Raw genomic sequence first — 14,797 nt, forward strand, 5'->3', positions numbered from 1 at the left:
CGGACCCGTCGGCCTGTCGACCCACCGGGCCGGAGGCGGCACATGTCTGCTGAACACACCCCTGCCCGGACCCGTCGGCCCGTCAGACGGGAGGTGGCGCATGTCGACTGAGCACGCCCCCGCCCGCGCCCGGCCGCCCACCGCCCCGGGCGACCCGCGGATCACTGTCGCCGTCATCACCCGCGACCGCGCCGCCAGCCTGCTGCGCACCCTGGACGCCCTGGCCGCACTGCCGGAACGGCCGCCGGTCGTGGTCGTCGACAACTCCCGCGACGACACCACCCGCCGGGCCGTCGCCGGCCACCCCGCGATCGCCCGCCTGCTGCGTCCGCCCGGCAACACCGGCGCCCTCGGCCGCAACCTGGCCGCGCGCCACGCCCGCACCCCCTATGTCGCCTTCAGCGACGACGACTCCTGGTGGGAGCCCGGCAGCCTGGCCCGCGCCGCCGACCTCCTCGACCGGCACCCGCGGCTCGGCCTGCTCGCCGCCCGCACCCTGGTCGGCGAGGAGGCCGCCGAGGATCCGCTCAACGCCGTACTCGCCGCCTCCCCCCTGCCGCCCGACCCGGCTCTGCCCGGCCGCCCGGTACTCGGCTTCCTCGGCTGCGCCTGCGTGGTCCGCAAGGAGGCGTTCCTCGGCGTCGGCGGCTACCACCCGCTGCTCTTCTTCGGCGGCGAGGAGACCCTGCTCGCCTACGACCTGGCCGCCGCCGGCTGGGGCGTCGCCTACGAACCCACCCTGCGCGCCCGCCACCACCCCGAAGACCACACCCGCGCCGGCCGCTCCGCCCTCGTCCGGCGCAACCACGTCCTCACCGCCTGCCTGCGCCGGCCCTGGCCGGTCGCCCTGCGCGCCGGCACCGGCCTGGCGCTGGCCGCCGCGACCGGCAGGCCCGGCGCGCCCCGCGCCCTGAAGGAGGCCGTGGTCCGGCTCCCGGCCGCGCTCGCCCGCCGCCGCCCCCTGCCCCCGCACGTCGAACGCGCCGCCCGCCTGCTCGACCGGGAGGCGACCGGACACTCCCGGGAAGGCACCGCACCATGACCACCCGGACCGGCCCCGACGACCGTACGACCGTCGTCGTGATCACCCACAACCGCCGCGAGGAACTGCTGCGCACCCTCGGCCTGCTGCGCCGGCTCCCCGAACGGCCGCCCGTGATCGTCACCGACAACGCCTCCACCGACGGCACCGCCGAAGCGGTCGCCCGGGACTTCCCCGAGATGACCCTGCTGCGCCCCGGCCGCAACCTCGGCGCGATCGGCCGCAACCTGGCCGTCCAGCGGGTGCGCACGCCCTACGTCGCCTTCTGCGACGACGACACCTGGTGGGCGCCGGGCAGCCTGCGCCGGGCCGCCGACCTGCTGGACCCGCGGCCCCGGCTGGCCGCCGTCACCGCCCGGATCCTGGTCGAGCCCGACGGCACCGAGGACCCGGTCGTACCCGAGCTGCGCGACTCCCCGCTGACCGGCCCCGACTGGCTGCCCGGACCCGCGCTCGGCTCCTTCCTGGCCGCCGCCACCGTGCTGCGCACCGAGGCCTTCCGGGCCGCCGGCGGCTTCCACCCCGGCCTGTGGCTCGGCGGTGAGGAGGAACTGCTCGCCTGCGACCTCCAGCGCCAGGGCTGGTGGCTCGCCTACGCCGGGGAACTCACCGTCCACCACCACGCCTCCCGGCTGCGCGACAGCACGGCCCGCCGCGTCCTCGGCCTGCGCAACACCCTGTGGTTCACCTGGCTGCGCCGCCCCCTGCTGCCTGCGCTGCGCCGCACCGGCCACCTGATCCGGACCGTGCCCCGGGACGCCGCCTCCGCCCGCGCCTTCGCCCACGCCACCGCCGGGCTGCCGTGGGTGCTGCGCCAGCGCGACCCCGTACCGCCGGACCTGGAACGCCGGATCGCCACGCTGGAACGCGCCCGCCGGAACTCACCCGCACGGCGGTACGTCGGCTGACCGGCCGACGCCACGACACGCCAGGAGACGGCGTGGCGCCCGGTATCCGGGTGCGGACACCGCGAACCCCCGGCCAAGAAGCGGCCGGCCGCCCCCCCCAACCCCGGAAACCCACCCCGGGAAGCCCGCCCGCCGCCCTCGCCGCGCACCTCGCCGACGCCGAGCGGGCCGGGGAGCACCCCGTGCCGGACCTGACCGCGGCCAATCGGCCCTCCCACTTCCCGCACTCTCCCTGCCCTCGCCGCCCTCCGCGCCCTCCGCGCCTTCCCGCCCTCCGCCGCCCGGCGCGGTGGATGGCGCGTCCGGCGGCCCCGGCCTACCGTGCGAGAGGGAGCCGGGGCCGGCAAGAGGCCGGGCCAGGCCTGTGCGACGTCCTGTCTGGGTGATGCGATGAAACCTTCCTCCGGCCGGTCGGCCGCACCCGCTCGCCTCGTCATCGAGTCCTCCGTGGTCGAGGGACTGCCCGCCGAGGGCGCCCTGCTGCTGCGCATGTCCGGCAGCCTGGACGCGCACGGCGCCGAGCTCTGGTCGCAGGAACTGCGCGGCCATCTGGAACAGGCCGACCGCGCCGGACTGCGCCCCGTACTCGACATGGCCCATGTCCAGCTCGGCGGCGCCGCCGTACTGCGCACCCTCAGCGAGACGACCCGGACGCGCACCGGGCGCCCGGACCTGATCATCGTCCGGGCCCGCCCCGGGGTGCGCGAGGCGGTGCACCTGGCCCGCCTGAGTGGCGTACGGCTCTACGCCACCCTGGACGAGGCGCTGCGCGAGCTGGCCCGTGCCGCCTCCCGGGTGGAGGAGCTGCCCGCCTGGCGGTCCCAGATCGCCGACCCGGTCCGGCCCTCGTACGAGGACCTGTACAAGGAGGTCCGCGCGCTGCGCGCCCGGGTGCGCACCGCCCCGGTGATCGGCATGGCGCAGGGCGTGCTCATGGTCCGCTACGGCCTGCCGGACTCCGGCGCCGCCTTCCGGGCGCTGCGCGAGACCTCCCAGCGGTTCAACGTGCCGCTGCGCGTCCTGGTGTCGGCCGTGGTGGTGGCCCGCGCCCCGAACGGCGAGGTGTGGTTCCCGGGCCGCCGCCCCCTGCCCGTGCCGCAGCTGCGGATCCTGGCCCGCGGCGGCCGGGACCCCCGCTACCGCCGGCAGATGATCGACGCCGTCCTGCACGAGGCGCTGGCCATCGGCCGGGCACCCGCCGGACACGTGCAGTTCGTGGACCCGGCGGTGAACGCCCTGACGCTGGAGACCCACCACGGCTGCGCGGAGCCGGTTCTCGACCACCTGGTGCGCGGCCGGAGCGACGGCACCGCCGACGCGGCGGCCCGCACCCGGTGCCGCCAGGTCGGCGTCCCCGACGTCGCCACGGACCCGCTGCTCGCCGACGACTGCCGGCGCGCCCTGCTGGCCGGCGACGCCCGGGCCCTGCACAGCGTTCCGGTGCTCTCCGCGGCCGGTTCGTGCACCGGCGTGATCGGCCTGCACTGGGCCGACGCCGGCCACCGGCCCACCGCCGCGCAGGCCGAGGCGCTCGCCCTGCTGGCCGCGGACACCTCGGCCTGGCTGAGCTGGTACCACCGCTCGGTGCTCCTGGACGCCCTGGAACACCTCCACGGGGCCCTGACGCACACCGGCAGGTGACCCGCCCGCCGCGGGGTGCGTCACCCGCCCGGCCCTGGGAACCCGGACCCGGCACGTACCCGTACCACCCGGAGGGAGGCCGGCGCATGTCCAATCCGCAGCAGCCCGAACAGCGGCGCAGCGACAAGGGAGGCGCCACCCCGCAGGACAGCGGCGAGCTGAAGGCCCGCCAGCAGGCCGAGCGCGCCTCGGGCGCCCGCCCGCACGGCTCGGACAAGGGCGGCAAGGGCGGGGGAGAGGGCGGCGGAGTGCCCCCGGCACAACAGCCGGACCACCCCTGACCGCACCGCACCCCCTTCCACACACGGCCCCGCGGCCGACACGACATGGCCCGCGTCGGCCGCCGGGCGCCCCCGGGACGTTCCTGATCCCGAGTCCCAGGGGCGTCGGGCGGTCCGGCGCGGGCCGGTTCATGCAAGGGTGTCGACGTGTGCGCGAGCGAGGGCCGGTACGGCTCAGTGGGCCCCCAGTCCGCCCCCGCCGAACGAGCCGCTGGAGCCCTTGCTCCAGCGCGGGCGCTCCTTCGACGCGCTCGGCCGGCTGTCCATGTTGGTCAGGTCGTACGGGGTGAGGGGGCGTTCACCCTTGGGGATCCGGGGTATCTCCGCGGTCTCCCTGTTCTGCCGGACCTCGCGCACCGGCCCGCCCGGCGGCATCTTGGGCTGCTCCTCGGGGCGCGGGCGCGGGGACTCGCGGTACCGGACGCGGGAGGTCATCCAGAAGCCGCCGCCCAGTAGCGCGAGCACGCCCACGGCCACGACGAACAGTACGAGGCTCATCAGGCCGCTCGGCGCGGCCAGCTGCATCGATGCGATGTTCATAGAACAGGGATACCCCTCACGAAAGCGGGCGAATCCGGACATGACGGGCGAGTGGCGGTGGGGTGCGGCGGCGGGACGAGGGAACTGCGCGCACCGGTACGGCCCACTCCATGGCAGTGGTTTGCTCCCGCCCGCCCCGGCTACCCGGCCGACGTGACATCGCCGACTTCCCAGCAGCTGTACCGGTTCCTGGAGGACCGTTTCACCTGTGCCCAGGCGTGCACGGAGTGCGCCCGGGCCTGTGCCGTGCGCGCGAGTCTGGTCGACCCGGACGGCAGCGAGCGTCAGGAGCGCGTGCGCCGGCTGGGCATCCTGTGCGCCGAGGCGTGCGACGCCACCTGTCGGGTGCTGAGCGAGGAGAACCAGCAGGACGAGGAGGGCATCCGGGCCCGGGTGGACTGGTGCCGCTCGGTCTGCCTGGAGTGCGCCCGCGCCTTCGACGAGCATCCCGGCGCCGAATCGGCCGCGGCCAGCTGCCGGGCCTGCGCCGACGCCTGCGCGGACTTCCTGAAACTGCTCGACTGAGCACTGCGGCCCGACTTGGCGCTCATGTGGGTTCCCGCGAGGCTCGGCTACGTGGTCGTGGTTCCCGCCAGGCAGGCGGCTCGCGGAGTTCAGCGGGCGAAGAGCGTGCTGGCGAGGATCACGTGGGTCGCGGTGCCGCCGAGAATGCCGAGCAGTGCGTTGCGGCGCCACAGGTGCAGGCCGGTCGTGACGGCCAGGGCCGCGAGCGGGGCTGCGGCGCGGGCCTCGGTCACCGGCAGGTCGTGCAGGCAGTAGGCGACCAGGATCACCATGACGCCGGCGGGCATGCGGGCCTTGAGGTACTGGACGGTGCCGCTTTCCCGCAAGGGGGTGAGGGCGGCGAAGGGCAGGGCGCGCAAGGCCCAGGTGACGGCGGCGGCGACGAGGACGGCGGCGACGGCGTAGCGGGCGTCAGGCATGGCGGGGCTTCCTGGAGGCGGTGAGGCGGCGGGCCAGGAGGGCGGCGGTGAACAGGGTGAAAGCGGCCGGGAGCATCTGGCCGGGGAAGAGGAGCCGGGCGGCCAGGGCACTGAGCACGGCCAGGGCGGGGGTGGGCACATCGCCCCGCAGGTCTCGGACGGCGTCGAGGGCGAGGACGGTGAACAGCGCGGTCAGCGCGAAGTCCAGGCCGGTGACGCTGCCGGGGATGACGGAGCCGAGCAGCGCGCCGACGGTGGAACTGCCCGCCCAGTACAGGTGCAGGAAGAACTGCAGCCACAGGATGCGGCGACCGGTCCAGGTGCGGGCCCGCTCGCCGGTGGTCAGCGCGTACACCTCGTCGCACATCGTGTAGGCGCTGTACGCCTTGCCGAGGCGGCCGCTCACGCGGTGCAGGGGGAAGGACAGCGTGTAGAAGACGTGCCGGACGTTCACCAGCGACGCGGAGACCGCGATCGTCGCCAGCGGGGCGGAGGCGGTGACCAGGCCGATGAGCAGGAACTCGAACGATCCGCCGAAGACGAGCGCCGCGGACAGCCCGGCCCACCACCACTCCAGTCCCGATTGCGTCGCCAACGCCCCGAAGGCGAGACCGAGCGGCAGGAATCCCAGCCCCACGCCGGCGGAGTCCTTCAACGCCGCGCGCACCTCGGACCGGGTCGTGTGCGGCAAGGCAGGGGAGGGCCGGGACCTGTCCTCGGTGACGACGGGCGGTATGTCCATGTGTGAAATTTTAGGGCGGATCGCGCCTCACATGGTTGCCGATTCCGGCCCTACGATCGACTCGTGAGCAATGAAATCACCCTCGATGCCGTGGATCGCGACATTCTGTTTCACCTGCGTCAAGACGGTCGGCTGACCAACGTCGAGCTGGCCAAGCGAGTCGGCCTGACCCCGCCGCCCTGCCTGCGCCGGGTCAAGCGACTGGAAGAGGCCGGCGTCATCACCGGGTACCGGGCCGTCATCAACCCCCAGGCCCTGGGCCGCGGCCTGGAGGTCTTCATCGACGTCGAGATCTACGCCCAGGACCGCAAGAGCTTCCAGGACTTCGAGGACACCGTGGCCTCTTTCGAGGAGGTCGTCGAGTTCCGCCGCATGTACGGCCGGCCCGACTACTTCGTCCGCGTCGCGGTCGCCGACCACGCCGCCTACGAGAAGTTCCTCACCGAGAAGCTCAGCGGCCTGCCCGCCGTCCTGCGCCTCGAATCCCACCTGACCATGAAGAAGATCAAGGCCACCGAGTAGGGCGACGTGAAAGGGGGCACCCCTCCACGCGGCCGTCTCCGCGCCCGGCTCTTTCGCCTTCGCGGAGGAGTGGGCCGTCCGCGGTGTCCGTGCCGTGCGCTGCTGCGGCAGGACGCCGGGGCCGGGTCCAAGGCCGGTGCGGGAACTGGGAGAATGGGCCGGTGTCCTCGCTGCCCGGCTTCGGGGCGAGGACGGCCAACACCTTCGATCGGCGGCGTCGGCGGACCGACAAGAGGGGACTTGCGATGGCCGTGACCACGCCCGCGGGCGCGGGCGACCCCGGGCTGTTCACGCCCGGCTCGGTGACCTGGCAGCTGCACGGCGACCCCATGATGTGGGTCGCGGGGGTGCGGGCGCTGTATCTTCAGGCGCTGCATCCGCGGGCGGTACGGGGGGTGACGCAGAACTCCGACTTCCGGCGGGACGCCTGGGGGCGGCTGCGGCGGACCGCCGACTTCGTCGGGACGACGACGTACGGCACCACCGAGGCCGCCGAGCGGGCCGGGGCCCGGGTGCGCGGGATACACGCCAGGCTGACGGCGACCGACCCGGACACCGGCGAACGCTACGGCCTCGACGAACCCGCGCTGCTGCTGTGGGTGCACTGCGCCGAGATCGACTCCTATCTGCACGTCCTGCGCCGCTCGGGCTTCCCGCTCACCGACGCCCAGGCCGACCGGTACGTGGCCGAACACCGGGCCGGCGCCCGGCTGGTGGGGCTCGACCCGGGTACCGTACCGGCGAGCCGCGCCGAACTGGCCGCCTACTTCGAGAAGGTACGGCCGGAACTCGCCGCCGGCCCCGAAGCCCGCGAGGTGGACGACTTCCTGCGCCGCCCGCCGGCCCACCCGCTCCTGATCCCGGCGCGCGAGGTGCTGTGGCGGTGGGTGGCACGCCTGGCGTACGCCTCCCTGCCCGCGTACGCCCACGAGCTGTACGGCAGACCCGCCCCCGCGCCCGCCGCCGTCACCCGGCAACTGCGCGCGACCGGCACCGTGCTGCGGGCGATACCCGACCGGGTGCGCTGGCAGCTCCCGCCGAAGCACATCCTGCGCGCCATGGCCCGCCTCGGCCCCGACGCGCGTCCGGCCCCGGAGAAGATCCGGCCGTGACCGGCCGCCGGCTCCACTGACTCCCGAGCCGAGCCGGACCGGGCCCGGTTCCGGAACCCGGGAAGGTCCGGCCGTGATCCGCCGTCGACATCCGGGCCGGGCCGGCTCGTCTCCGGCCCGGACACCGGGGACGGGCCGGTCGTGCTCCGCCGCCGCGATCCGGGCCGGGGCCGGCTCTGGCCGCCGTGGATCGGCGCGTGCTACGAAGGACCATGTCCGCGAACGAGCCGACCCGCGCGTATGACGCCGTGATCGTCGGCGGTGGCCACAACGGCCTGGTCGCCGCCGCCTACCTGGCCCGGGCCGGCCGCTCCGTGCTGGTGCTGGAACGGCTGGACCACACCGGCGGCGCCGCCGTCTCCACCCGCCCGTTCGCCGGCGTCGACGCCCGCCTGTCCCGGTACTCCTACCTGGTCAGTCTGTTGCCCCGGAAGATCGTGCGCGATCTCGGCCTGGACTTCCGTATCCGCCCGCGCACCATCTCCTCGTACACCCCGGCGGAGCGGGCGGGCCGGCCCACGGGCCTCCTGGTCGGCGGGGGCGAGCAGCGCACCCGGGAGGCGTTCGCCCGGCTGACCGGCGGCGACCGCGAGTACACCGCCTGGCGGCGCTTCTACGGCATGACGGGCCACGTCGCCCGGCGGGTCTTCCCCACGCTCACCGAACCACTGCCCGGCCGGGAGGAGTTGCGCCGCCGCATCGACGACGAGGCCGCGTGGCGGGCCCTGTTCGAGGAGCCGGTCGGCGTCGCCATCGAGGAGACGTTCGCCGACGACCTGGTCCGCGGCATCGTCCTCACCGACGCGCTCATCGGCACCTTCGCCGACGCCCACGACCCCACCCTGGTCCAGAACCGCTGCTTCCTCTACCACGTCATCGGCGGCGGCACCGGCGCCTGGGACGTGCCCGTCGGCGGCATGGGCGCGCTGACCGACGCGCTGGCCGCGGCGGCCCGCTCGGCGGGGGCGCGCATCGCCACCGGGCACGAGGCGGTCCGGATCGACACCGACGGACACACCGCCGAGATCACCTACCGCACGGCCGACGGCGAGGGCACCGCCGCCGCCCGGTACGCCCTGGTGGGCGCCTCCCCGCACGAACTGGCCGCGCTCACCGGCGACCCGGCGCCCGAGCCCGCCGAAGGAGCCCAGTTCAAGGTGAACATGCTGCTCACCCGGCTGCCCCGGCTGCGCGACCCCGGCACCGACCCCCGCGAGGCGTTCGCCGGCACCTTCCACATCGCCGAGGGCTACCGGCAACTGGCCACCGCCCACGCCGAGGCCGCCGCCGGACGGCTCCCGGTCACCCCGCCGTCGGAGATCTACTGCCACTCCCTGACCGACCCCACCATCCTCGGCCCCCGCCTCGCCGAGCGCGGCTGCCACACGCTCACCCTGTTCGGCCTGCACACCCCGGCCCGGCTCTTCGACCGGGACAACGACGCCGTACGCGAGGAACTGCTGACGGCCACCCTCGCCCAGCTCGACGCCCATCTCGCCGAGCCGCTCGCCGACTGCCTGGCCACCGACGCCGACGGCCGCCCCTGCGTCGAGGCGAAGACCCCGCTGGACCTGGAACGCGACCTCCGGCTGCCCGGCGGCCACATCTTCCACCGGGCCCTGTCCTGGCCCTACGCCGAGGCGGGCGGCGGCCGTTGGGGCGTGGAGACCCGGCACGCCAACGTCCTGCTGTGCGGGGCGGGCGCGGTGCGCGGCGGCGGGGTGAGCGGGGTGCCGGGGCACAACGCGGCGATGGCGGTGCTGGAACGGGACCGCCCCACCCTGCTCAGTCGGCCGACTCCTGCCAGCCCACCGCCGTGATCCGCCCCGCGTCCGCGGGGCGCGCCCCGTCGAACAGCACCGCCCCGCCCGCCTCGACGCGCAGCGCGTCCACGTACGCGCCCCGGCCGACGTACCGCGCGTCGGTGCCGTACCGCCACCGCAGCCCCAGGCGCGGGCCGGCCGGCAGCCGGGCCGTCACCCGGTGCCAGACACGGCCCGACCAGCCGGAGACCGCGCCCGCCGGGTGGTCCTCGGGCCCGGTGCCGGGCCGGGTGGTGGTGAAGGGGACCGGTTGCCAGGTGATGCCGCCGTCCGTGGTGGACTCCAACACCACCTGATCGGTGCCGGGTTCGGTGTCCCACCACAGGGCGCAGCGCAGCCGGGCCGCGCCCGGGGAGGTGTCCAGCGCGGGGAGCGTGAGCGTGGCGGCCGTGGCGTTCGCCATGCCCGAGAACCAGGCCGTACGGCCCCGTGCCGGGCGGACCGGCACCGCGCGGGCGAACCGGTTGCCGGCCGCCACCCGGGGCGCGGAACCGGAGCGCCAGGTGCGCACCGGGTGCACGGAGTTGCCGAGCACCACCAGGAAGGAGTCGGTCGTGGGGTCCAGCACCAGCGAGGTGCCGGTGAAGCCGGTGTGGCCGGCCGTGCGCGGGGTGGCCATCGCCCCCATGTACCAGTGCTGGTACAGCTCGAAGCCGAGGCCGTGCGCGTCGCCGGGGAAGGCCGTGTTGAAGTCGGTGAACATCAGGTCCACCGACTCCGGCCGCAGGATCCGGCTTCGGCCGTAGCGGCCGCCGTTGAGGAGCGTCCGGCCGAGGACCGCGAGGTCCCAGGCGCGGGAGAACACCCCGGCGTGGCCGGCGACACCACCCAGGCCGTAGGCGTTCTCGTCGTGCACCTCCCCCCACACCAGTCCCCGGTCCAGTCCGGACCAGGGCTTGCGGGCGTCCTCGGTGGCCGCGATCCACGGCTTCCAGGAGGCGGGCGGGCGGTAGCGGGTACCGTCCAGGCCGAGCGGACCGGTGATCTCCTCGCGCAGCAGCGCGTCCAGCGGGCGGCCGGTGACCGTCTCCAGGACCAGCCCCAGCGTGATCATGTTCAGGTCCGAGTACAGGTAGGCGGAGCCCGGCGGGGTGAGGGGTGCCTCGTCCCAGATGAGCCGGAGTCTCTCGTCGTGGGCCGGCGCCGAGTACAGCGGCAGCCAGGCCCGCAAGCCCGAGGTATGGGTAAGGAGTTGACGGACCGTCACCCGCTGTTTGCCCGCGCGGCCGAAGTCGGGCAGATACGAGGCGACCGCGCCCTCCAGGTCCAGCGCGCCCCGCTCGATCTGCTGCACGGTGAGCAGCGAGGTGAACAGCTTGGAGACCGAGGCCAGGTCGAACACGGTGTCCCGGGTCATCGGGAGCTGCCGGTCGGGCGGCAACTCGACACCGGTGTCGGTCTTCTCGTCGTACCCCGAGTAGCGCACCGCCATGCCGATCGGCTCGTGCAGGGCCACCGTGCCGCCCCGCCCGGCGAGCAGGACGGCGCCCGCGTACCACGGGTGCCGGGGGGAGGGGGCGAGGAACGCCTCCGCGTCCGTGACGAGTCGCCGCAGCTGCGCGGGGAGCAGTCCCGCGCGTTCGGGGGAGCCGTACCGCAGGGTGGTGCGGCGGCCGGACGCGGCGGGCGCGGCGGTGGCCGGGCCCGCCGGGAACGCGCCGAGGGCCAGGGCGCCGCCCGCGGCCAGGGAACCCACGACGAGCCGCCGACGGGTCGGCCCGCCCGCTCTACCGCCTGCCAGGTCGTCCGTCATCGTCCGCGGCCTCCCGCCTGAAAGTATCTTTCCGGACCCGTCCCGCACCGTGAAACTTTCCTGTCAGGCGAGCACTGTGTCAACGGGGCGCGAGGCCCTCCGGGGAAACCGACGGGATGCCGGAAGGGCTGTGCCGTCCACCGCACCGGACGTTCCGCACTCCCGGGTGCTTGACCCGCCCCGGGTGGCGTACCGAGGATCCTGAGGCATGACGCAGGGACAGGGCGGCACCGTCGACGGAGTGCTGCGGCGCAGCGCCCGGCGCACCCCGGCACGCATCGCCGTCGAGTACGGCGACCGGGTGTGGACGTACGAGGAACTGGACGACGCCGTCTCCCGCGCGGCCTCGCTGCTGCGCGCCGAGGGCTGCACGCCCGGCGACCGGGTCGCCGCCTACGGCCACAACTCCGACGCCTATCTGATCGCCTTCCTCGCCTGCGCCCGCGCGGGCCTGGTCCATGTGCCGGTCAACCACGGCCTCACCGGCGACGACCTGGCCTATGTGCTCGGCCAGTCCGGCAGCGCGCTCGTCCTCGCCGACCCCGGCCTCGCCGGGCGGCTGCCGGAGGGGACGCGGACGCTGCCGCTGCGCGACACCGGCGACTCGCTGCTCGCCCGGCTCCCCGGATCACCGCCGTACGACGGCCCCGAACCGGGCGCCGAGGACCTGGTGCAGCTGCTGTACACCTCCGGTACCACCGCCCTGCCCAAGGGCGCGATGATGACCCACCGCGCCCTGGTGCACGCCTACTTGAGCGCCATCACGGCCCTCGACCTCCGTGCCGGCGACCGGCCCGCGCACGCGCTGCCGCTGTACCACTCGGCGCAGACCCATGTGTTCCTGCTGCCGTACCTGGCGGTCGGCGCGACGAACCTCATCCTGGACGCGCCCGACGGGGACCGGCTGTTCGACCTGATCGAAAACGGGCGCGTGGACAGCCTGTTCGCCCCGCCGACGGTCTGGATCGCCCTCGCCGGCCGCCCGGACTTCGCCACCCGGGACCTGTCCGGGCTGCGCAAGGCCTACTACGGCGCGTCGGCCATGCCCGTCCCGGTGCTGCGGCGCCTGCGCGAACGCCTGCCGGGGCTCGCCTTCTACAACTGCTTCGGCCAGAGCGAGATCGGCCCGCTGGCCACCGTCCTCGGCCCGGACGAGCACGACGCGCGGCCGGACTCCTGCGGGCGTCCCGTCCTGTTCGTCGAGGCGCGGGTGGTCGACGCGGACGGCGAGGACGTCCCCGTCGGGGTGCCGGGCGAAATCGTCTACCGCTCCCCGCAGTTGTGCGAGGGCTACTGGGACCGGCCCGACGAGAGTGCCGAGGCCTTCCGGGGCGGCTGGTTCCACTCCGGGGACCTCGCGGTGCGGGACGCCGAGGGCTTCCTCACCATCGTGGACCGGGTGAAGGACGTCATCAACTCGGGTGGCGTACTGGTGGCTTCACGCCAGGTGGAGGACGTGCTGTACACCCACGAGGCGGTCGCCGAGGCTGCCGTGATCGGCCTGCCCGACGAACGGTGGATCGAGGCCGTCACCGCGGTCGTCGTCCCGCGCGGCGAGGTGACGGAGGCTCAGCTCATCGCCCATGTGAAGGACCGGATCGCCCCGTTCAAGGCGCCCAAACGGGTGCTGTTCGTCCCCGAGCTGCCACGCAACGCCAGCGGCAAGATCCTCAAACGCGAACTACGCGACCGCTTCCGCGACTGAGGATGTCCGCGCGGTGCGGGTCGCGGTGGCACGGACTCGGCCGGCCGGGTGTGACGGGGCTGGTCGCCCTGGTGGCCGTGATCGCGCCGGCCCGGTACCCGACCAGTCCGCGCCCGCCGGTCGCGCCGGTGGGGGGAAGCGCCGGCGCCGGGCCGGGTGCCGTGACGTGCGGCCGGCCGGGCCCGCCGTCGGGGCGAACCGGCTACCCGTCGCCCCGGGGCCGTAGGTCCACGATCCGGCGGATCTTGCCCACCGACCGTTCCAGCGACTCCGGTTCCACGATCTCCACGTCGACCGACACCCCGATGCCGTCCCTGACCGCCGCGGCGATGGACCGGGCCGCCGCCTCCCGCACCCGCGGCGGCGCGTCCGGGCGTGCCTCGGCCCGGACGGTCAGCGCGTCGAGGCGGCCCCGGCGGGTCAGGCGCAGCTGGAAGTGCGGCGCCACCCCGGGCGTACGCAGCACGATCTCCTCGATCTGGGCCGGGAAGAGGTTCACCCCGCGCAGGATCACCATGTCGTCGCTGCGTCCGGTGATCTTCTCCATCCGCCGGAACACCCGGGCCGTACCGGGCAGCAGCCGGGTCAGGTCCCGCGTCCGGTACCGCACGACCGGCATGGCCTCCTTGGTCAGCGAGGTGAACACCAGCTCGCCCCGCTCGCCCTCCGGCAGCACCTCGCCCGTGACCGGGTCCACGATCTCCGGGTAGAAGTGGTCCTCCCACACATGGAGCCCGTCCTTGGTCTCCACGCACTCCTGGGCGACGCCGGGACCGATCACCTCGGACAGTCCGTAGATGTCGACGGCGTCGATCGCGAACCGCTCCTCGATCTCCCGCCGCATCGGCTCGGTCCACGGCTCGGCCCCGAAGACACCCACCCGCAGGGAGGTGCAGCGCGGGTCCACGCCCTGCCGCTCGAACTCGTCCAGCAGCGTGAGCATGTAGGAGGGGGTCACCATGATGACGGACGGTTCCAGGTCCAGGATCAGCCGCACCTGCCGGGTCGTCATGCCGCCGGACGCGGGAACGACCGTGCAGCCCAGGCGCTCGGCACCATAATGGGCGCCCAGACCACCGGTGAACAGCCCATAGCCGTAGGCCACATGGACGACATCCCCGGGCCGGCCGCCCGCCGCCCGGAGGGACCGGGCCACCAGGTCGGCCCACAGGGAGAGGTCACGGTCGGTGTAGGCGATCACCGTGGGCTGTCCCGTGGTGCCGCTGGAGGCGTGCAGCCGGCGGATCCGCTCCCGGGGGACGGCGAACATGCCGTACGGGTGGTTCGCCCGGAGGTCGGCCTTCGTCGTGAAGGGGAAGCGGGCCAGGTCGGCGAGCGTACGGCAGTCCTCCGGGCGAACGCCGGCCTTGTCGAAGGACTCCCGGTAGAAGGGCACGTGCTCGTACGCGTGCCGCAGCGAGGCACGCAGCCGCTCCAGCTGGAGTGCCCGCAACTCCTCGGCCCCGAGCCGTTCGCCCGCGTCCAGCAGATCCGCCGCATCCGTCATCGGAACGTCTCCCTGACAAGCCACATATTCCGGACGACCGTCCATTCGGTCGTTGTCGCTGTGGCAAGTAATTCAGGCCACTCGGCTTCCGGGCAAGGGGTCTGCGGAATTCTCCCGGCGGCGGACGGACGCCGGGCGGCCCCGCTCGCACCGGACGCCCCCGACCGGGCCGGACGCGCCGGCACCACCCGGGCGCCCCGCCCGCTCGGCCGCCCGCCCGCTCGGCGGGGCCCTGCGCGGCGAACCCGCCCCGGCATCCCCGTGCGGCCGGAGGACC

General features: G+C 74.6%; 14 protein-coding genes. 9 read left to right on the top strand and 5 right to left on the bottom strand.

Annotated elements, in window-relative coordinates; all coding sequences use genetic code 11:
- Positions 1–100: 100 nt before the first annotated feature.
- The 4 genes from ABD350_RS36610 to ABD350_RS36625 all read left to right on the top strand — a co-directional run bounded on the left by ABD350_RS36610 (position 101) and on the right by ABD350_RS36625 (position 3,872).
- Positions 101–1,042, top strand: a complete 942-nt coding sequence (locus ABD350_RS36610; protein WP_344353553.1) for a glycosyltransferase family 2 protein — start codon at positions 101–103, stop codon at positions 1,040–1,042.
- A complete protein-coding gene (locus ABD350_RS36615; protein WP_344353554.1) occupies positions 1,039–1,950 on the top strand; it encodes a glycosyltransferase family 2 protein in 912 nt (303 codons plus the stop codon). The genes ABD350_RS36610 and ABD350_RS36615 overlap by 4 nt, the downstream gene beginning before the upstream one ends.
- A gap of 390 nt (positions 1,951–2,340) precedes the next feature.
- Positions 2,341–3,591, top strand: coding sequence for an ANTAR domain-containing protein (locus ABD350_RS36620; protein WP_344353555.1), 1,251 nt, complete (start codon positions 2,341–2,343; stop codon positions 3,589–3,591).
- Between the two features lie 86 nt (positions 3,592–3,677).
- Entirely contained in the window at positions 3,678–3,872 is a 195-nt protein-coding gene (locus ABD350_RS36625; RefSeq protein WP_189992967.1) for a hypothetical protein, read from the top strand.
- 174 nt (positions 3,873–4,046) lie between these two features.
- On the opposite strand, the gene ABD350_RS36630 is transcribed toward ABD350_RS36625, so the two are convergent.
- Positions 4,047–4,412: a DUF6479 family protein gene (locus ABD350_RS36630; RefSeq protein ID WP_344353556.1), complete on the bottom strand. Its 366-nt coding sequence runs from the start codon at positions 4,410–4,412 to the stop codon at positions 4,047–4,049.
- 153 nt (positions 4,413–4,565) lie between these two features.
- Here ABD350_RS36630 and ABD350_RS36635 point away from each other — a divergent pair, with 153 nt between their 5' ends.
- Positions 4,566–4,937, top strand: coding sequence for a four-helix bundle copper-binding protein (locus ABD350_RS36635; protein ID WP_344353557.1), 372 nt, complete (start codon positions 4,566–4,568; stop codon positions 4,935–4,937).
- Positions 4,938–5,026: 89 nt separating this feature from the next.
- Here the strand turns inward: ABD350_RS36635 and ABD350_RS36640 are convergent, their stop codons facing one another.
- Both ABD350_RS36640 and ABD350_RS36645 read right to left on the bottom strand, forming a co-directional pair.
- Positions 5,027–5,356, bottom strand: coding sequence for a branched-chain amino acid transporter permease (locus tag ABD350_RS36640; RefSeq protein WP_344353558.1), 330 nt, complete (start codon positions 5,354–5,356; stop codon positions 5,027–5,029).
- The gene (locus ABD350_RS36645; RefSeq protein ID WP_344353559.1) at positions 5,349–6,098 is read right to left on the bottom strand and encodes an AzlC family ABC transporter permease; all 750 of its coding nucleotides are present in this window, start codon (positions 6,096–6,098) and stop codon (positions 5,349–5,351) included. The genes ABD350_RS36640 and ABD350_RS36645 overlap by 8 nt, the downstream gene beginning before the upstream one ends.
- Before the next feature lie 63 nt (positions 6,099–6,161).
- Here ABD350_RS36645 and ABD350_RS36650 point away from each other — a divergent pair, with 63 nt between their 5' ends.
- From ABD350_RS36650 to ABD350_RS36660, 3 genes are all read left to right on the top strand, one after another.
- On the top strand, positions 6,162–6,620 hold the full coding sequence (locus tag ABD350_RS36650; protein ID WP_344353561.1) for an Lrp/AsnC family transcriptional regulator: 459 nt from the start codon (positions 6,162–6,164) through the stop codon (positions 6,618–6,620).
- 245 nt (positions 6,621–6,865) lie between these two features.
- Positions 6,866–7,732 carry an oxygenase MpaB family protein gene (locus ABD350_RS36655; RefSeq protein ID WP_344353562.1) on the top strand — a complete coding sequence of 289 codons (867 nt, stop codon included), beginning with the start codon at positions 6,866–6,868 and terminating at the stop codon, positions 7,730–7,732.
- 212 nt (positions 7,733–7,944) lie between these two features.
- Positions 7,945–9,552 (top strand): phytoene desaturase family protein, encoded by a 1,608-nt coding sequence (locus ABD350_RS36660; RefSeq protein WP_344353563.1) that lies wholly within the window; start codon positions 7,945–7,947, stop codon positions 9,550–9,552.
- On the opposite strand, the gene ABD350_RS36665 is transcribed toward ABD350_RS36660, so the two are convergent.
- Positions 9,518–11,308, bottom strand: a complete 1,791-nt coding sequence (locus ABD350_RS36665; protein WP_344353565.1) for a serine hydrolase domain-containing protein — start codon at positions 11,306–11,308, stop codon at positions 9,518–9,520. The genes ABD350_RS36660 and ABD350_RS36665 overlap by 35 nt on opposite strands.
- A 208-nt stretch (positions 11,309–11,516) precedes the next feature.
- On the opposite strand from ABD350_RS36665, the gene ABD350_RS36670 reads away from it, so the two are divergent.
- Positions 11,517–13,013: an acyl-CoA synthetase gene (locus ABD350_RS36670; RefSeq protein ID WP_344353567.1), complete on the top strand. Its 1,497-nt coding sequence runs from the start codon at positions 11,517–11,519 to the stop codon at positions 13,011–13,013.
- Between the two features lie 202 nt (positions 13,014–13,215).
- On the opposite strand, the gene paaK is transcribed toward ABD350_RS36670, so the two are convergent.
- Positions 13,216–14,520, bottom strand: a complete 1,305-nt coding sequence (paaK, locus tag ABD350_RS36675; RefSeq protein WP_344353569.1) for a phenylacetate--CoA ligase PaaK — start codon at positions 14,518–14,520, stop codon at positions 13,216–13,218.
- Between the last annotated feature and the right edge of the window lie 277 nt (positions 14,521–14,797).

The organism is Streptomyces nogalater, from assembly GCF_039532885.1.
In the GTDB taxonomy this organism is placed as follows: domain Bacteria; phylum Actinomycetota; class Actinomycetes; order Streptomycetales; family Streptomycetaceae; genus Streptomyces; species Streptomyces nogalater.

What these genes read in the sequence shown, in the direction of transcription:
- ABD350_RS36660 (WP_344353563.1), top strand. Translation starts at nt 7,945, where the DNA reads ATGTCCGCGAACGAGCCGACCCGCGCGTATGACGCCGTGATCGTCGGC.
- ABD350_RS36610 (WP_344353553.1), top strand. Translation starts at nt 101, where the DNA reads ATGTCGACTGAGCACGCCCCCGCCCGCGCCCGGCCGCCCACCGCCCCG.
- ABD350_RS36670 (WP_344353567.1), top strand. Translation starts at nt 11,517, where the DNA reads ATGACGCAGGGACAGGGCGGCACCGTCGACGGAGTGCTGCGGCGCAGC.
- ABD350_RS36615 (WP_344353554.1), top strand. Translation starts at nt 1,039, where the DNA reads ATGACCACCCGGACCGGCCCCGACGACCGTACGACCGTCGTCGTGATC.
- ABD350_RS36655 (WP_344353562.1), top strand. Translation starts at nt 6,866, where the DNA reads ATGGCCGTGACCACGCCCGCGGGCGCGGGCGACCCCGGGCTGTTCACG.
- ABD350_RS36620 (WP_344353555.1), top strand. Translation starts at nt 2,341, where the DNA reads ATGAAACCTTCCTCCGGCCGGTCGGCCGCACCCGCTCGCCTCGTCATC.
- paaK (WP_344353569.1), bottom strand. Translation starts at nt 14,520, where the DNA reads ATGACGGATGCGGCGGATCTGCTGGACGCGGGCGAACGGCTCGGGGCC.
- ABD350_RS36645 (WP_344353559.1), bottom strand. Translation starts at nt 6,098, where the DNA reads ATGGACATACCGCCCGTCGTCACCGAGGACAGGTCCCGGCCCTCCCCT.
- ABD350_RS36640 (WP_344353558.1), bottom strand. Translation starts at nt 5,356, where the DNA reads ATGCCTGACGCCCGCTACGCCGTCGCCGCCGTCCTCGTCGCCGCCGCC.
- ABD350_RS36665 (WP_344353565.1), bottom strand. Translation starts at nt 11,308, where the DNA reads ATGACGGACGACCTGGCAGGCGGTAGAGCGGGCGGGCCGACCCGTCGG.
- ABD350_RS36625 (WP_189992967.1), top strand. Translation starts at nt 3,678, where the DNA reads ATGTCCAATCCGCAGCAGCCCGAACAGCGGCGCAGCGACAAGGGAGGC.
- ABD350_RS36630 (WP_344353556.1), bottom strand. Translation starts at nt 4,412, where the DNA reads ATGAACATCGCATCGATGCAGCTGGCCGCGCCGAGCGGCCTGATGAGC.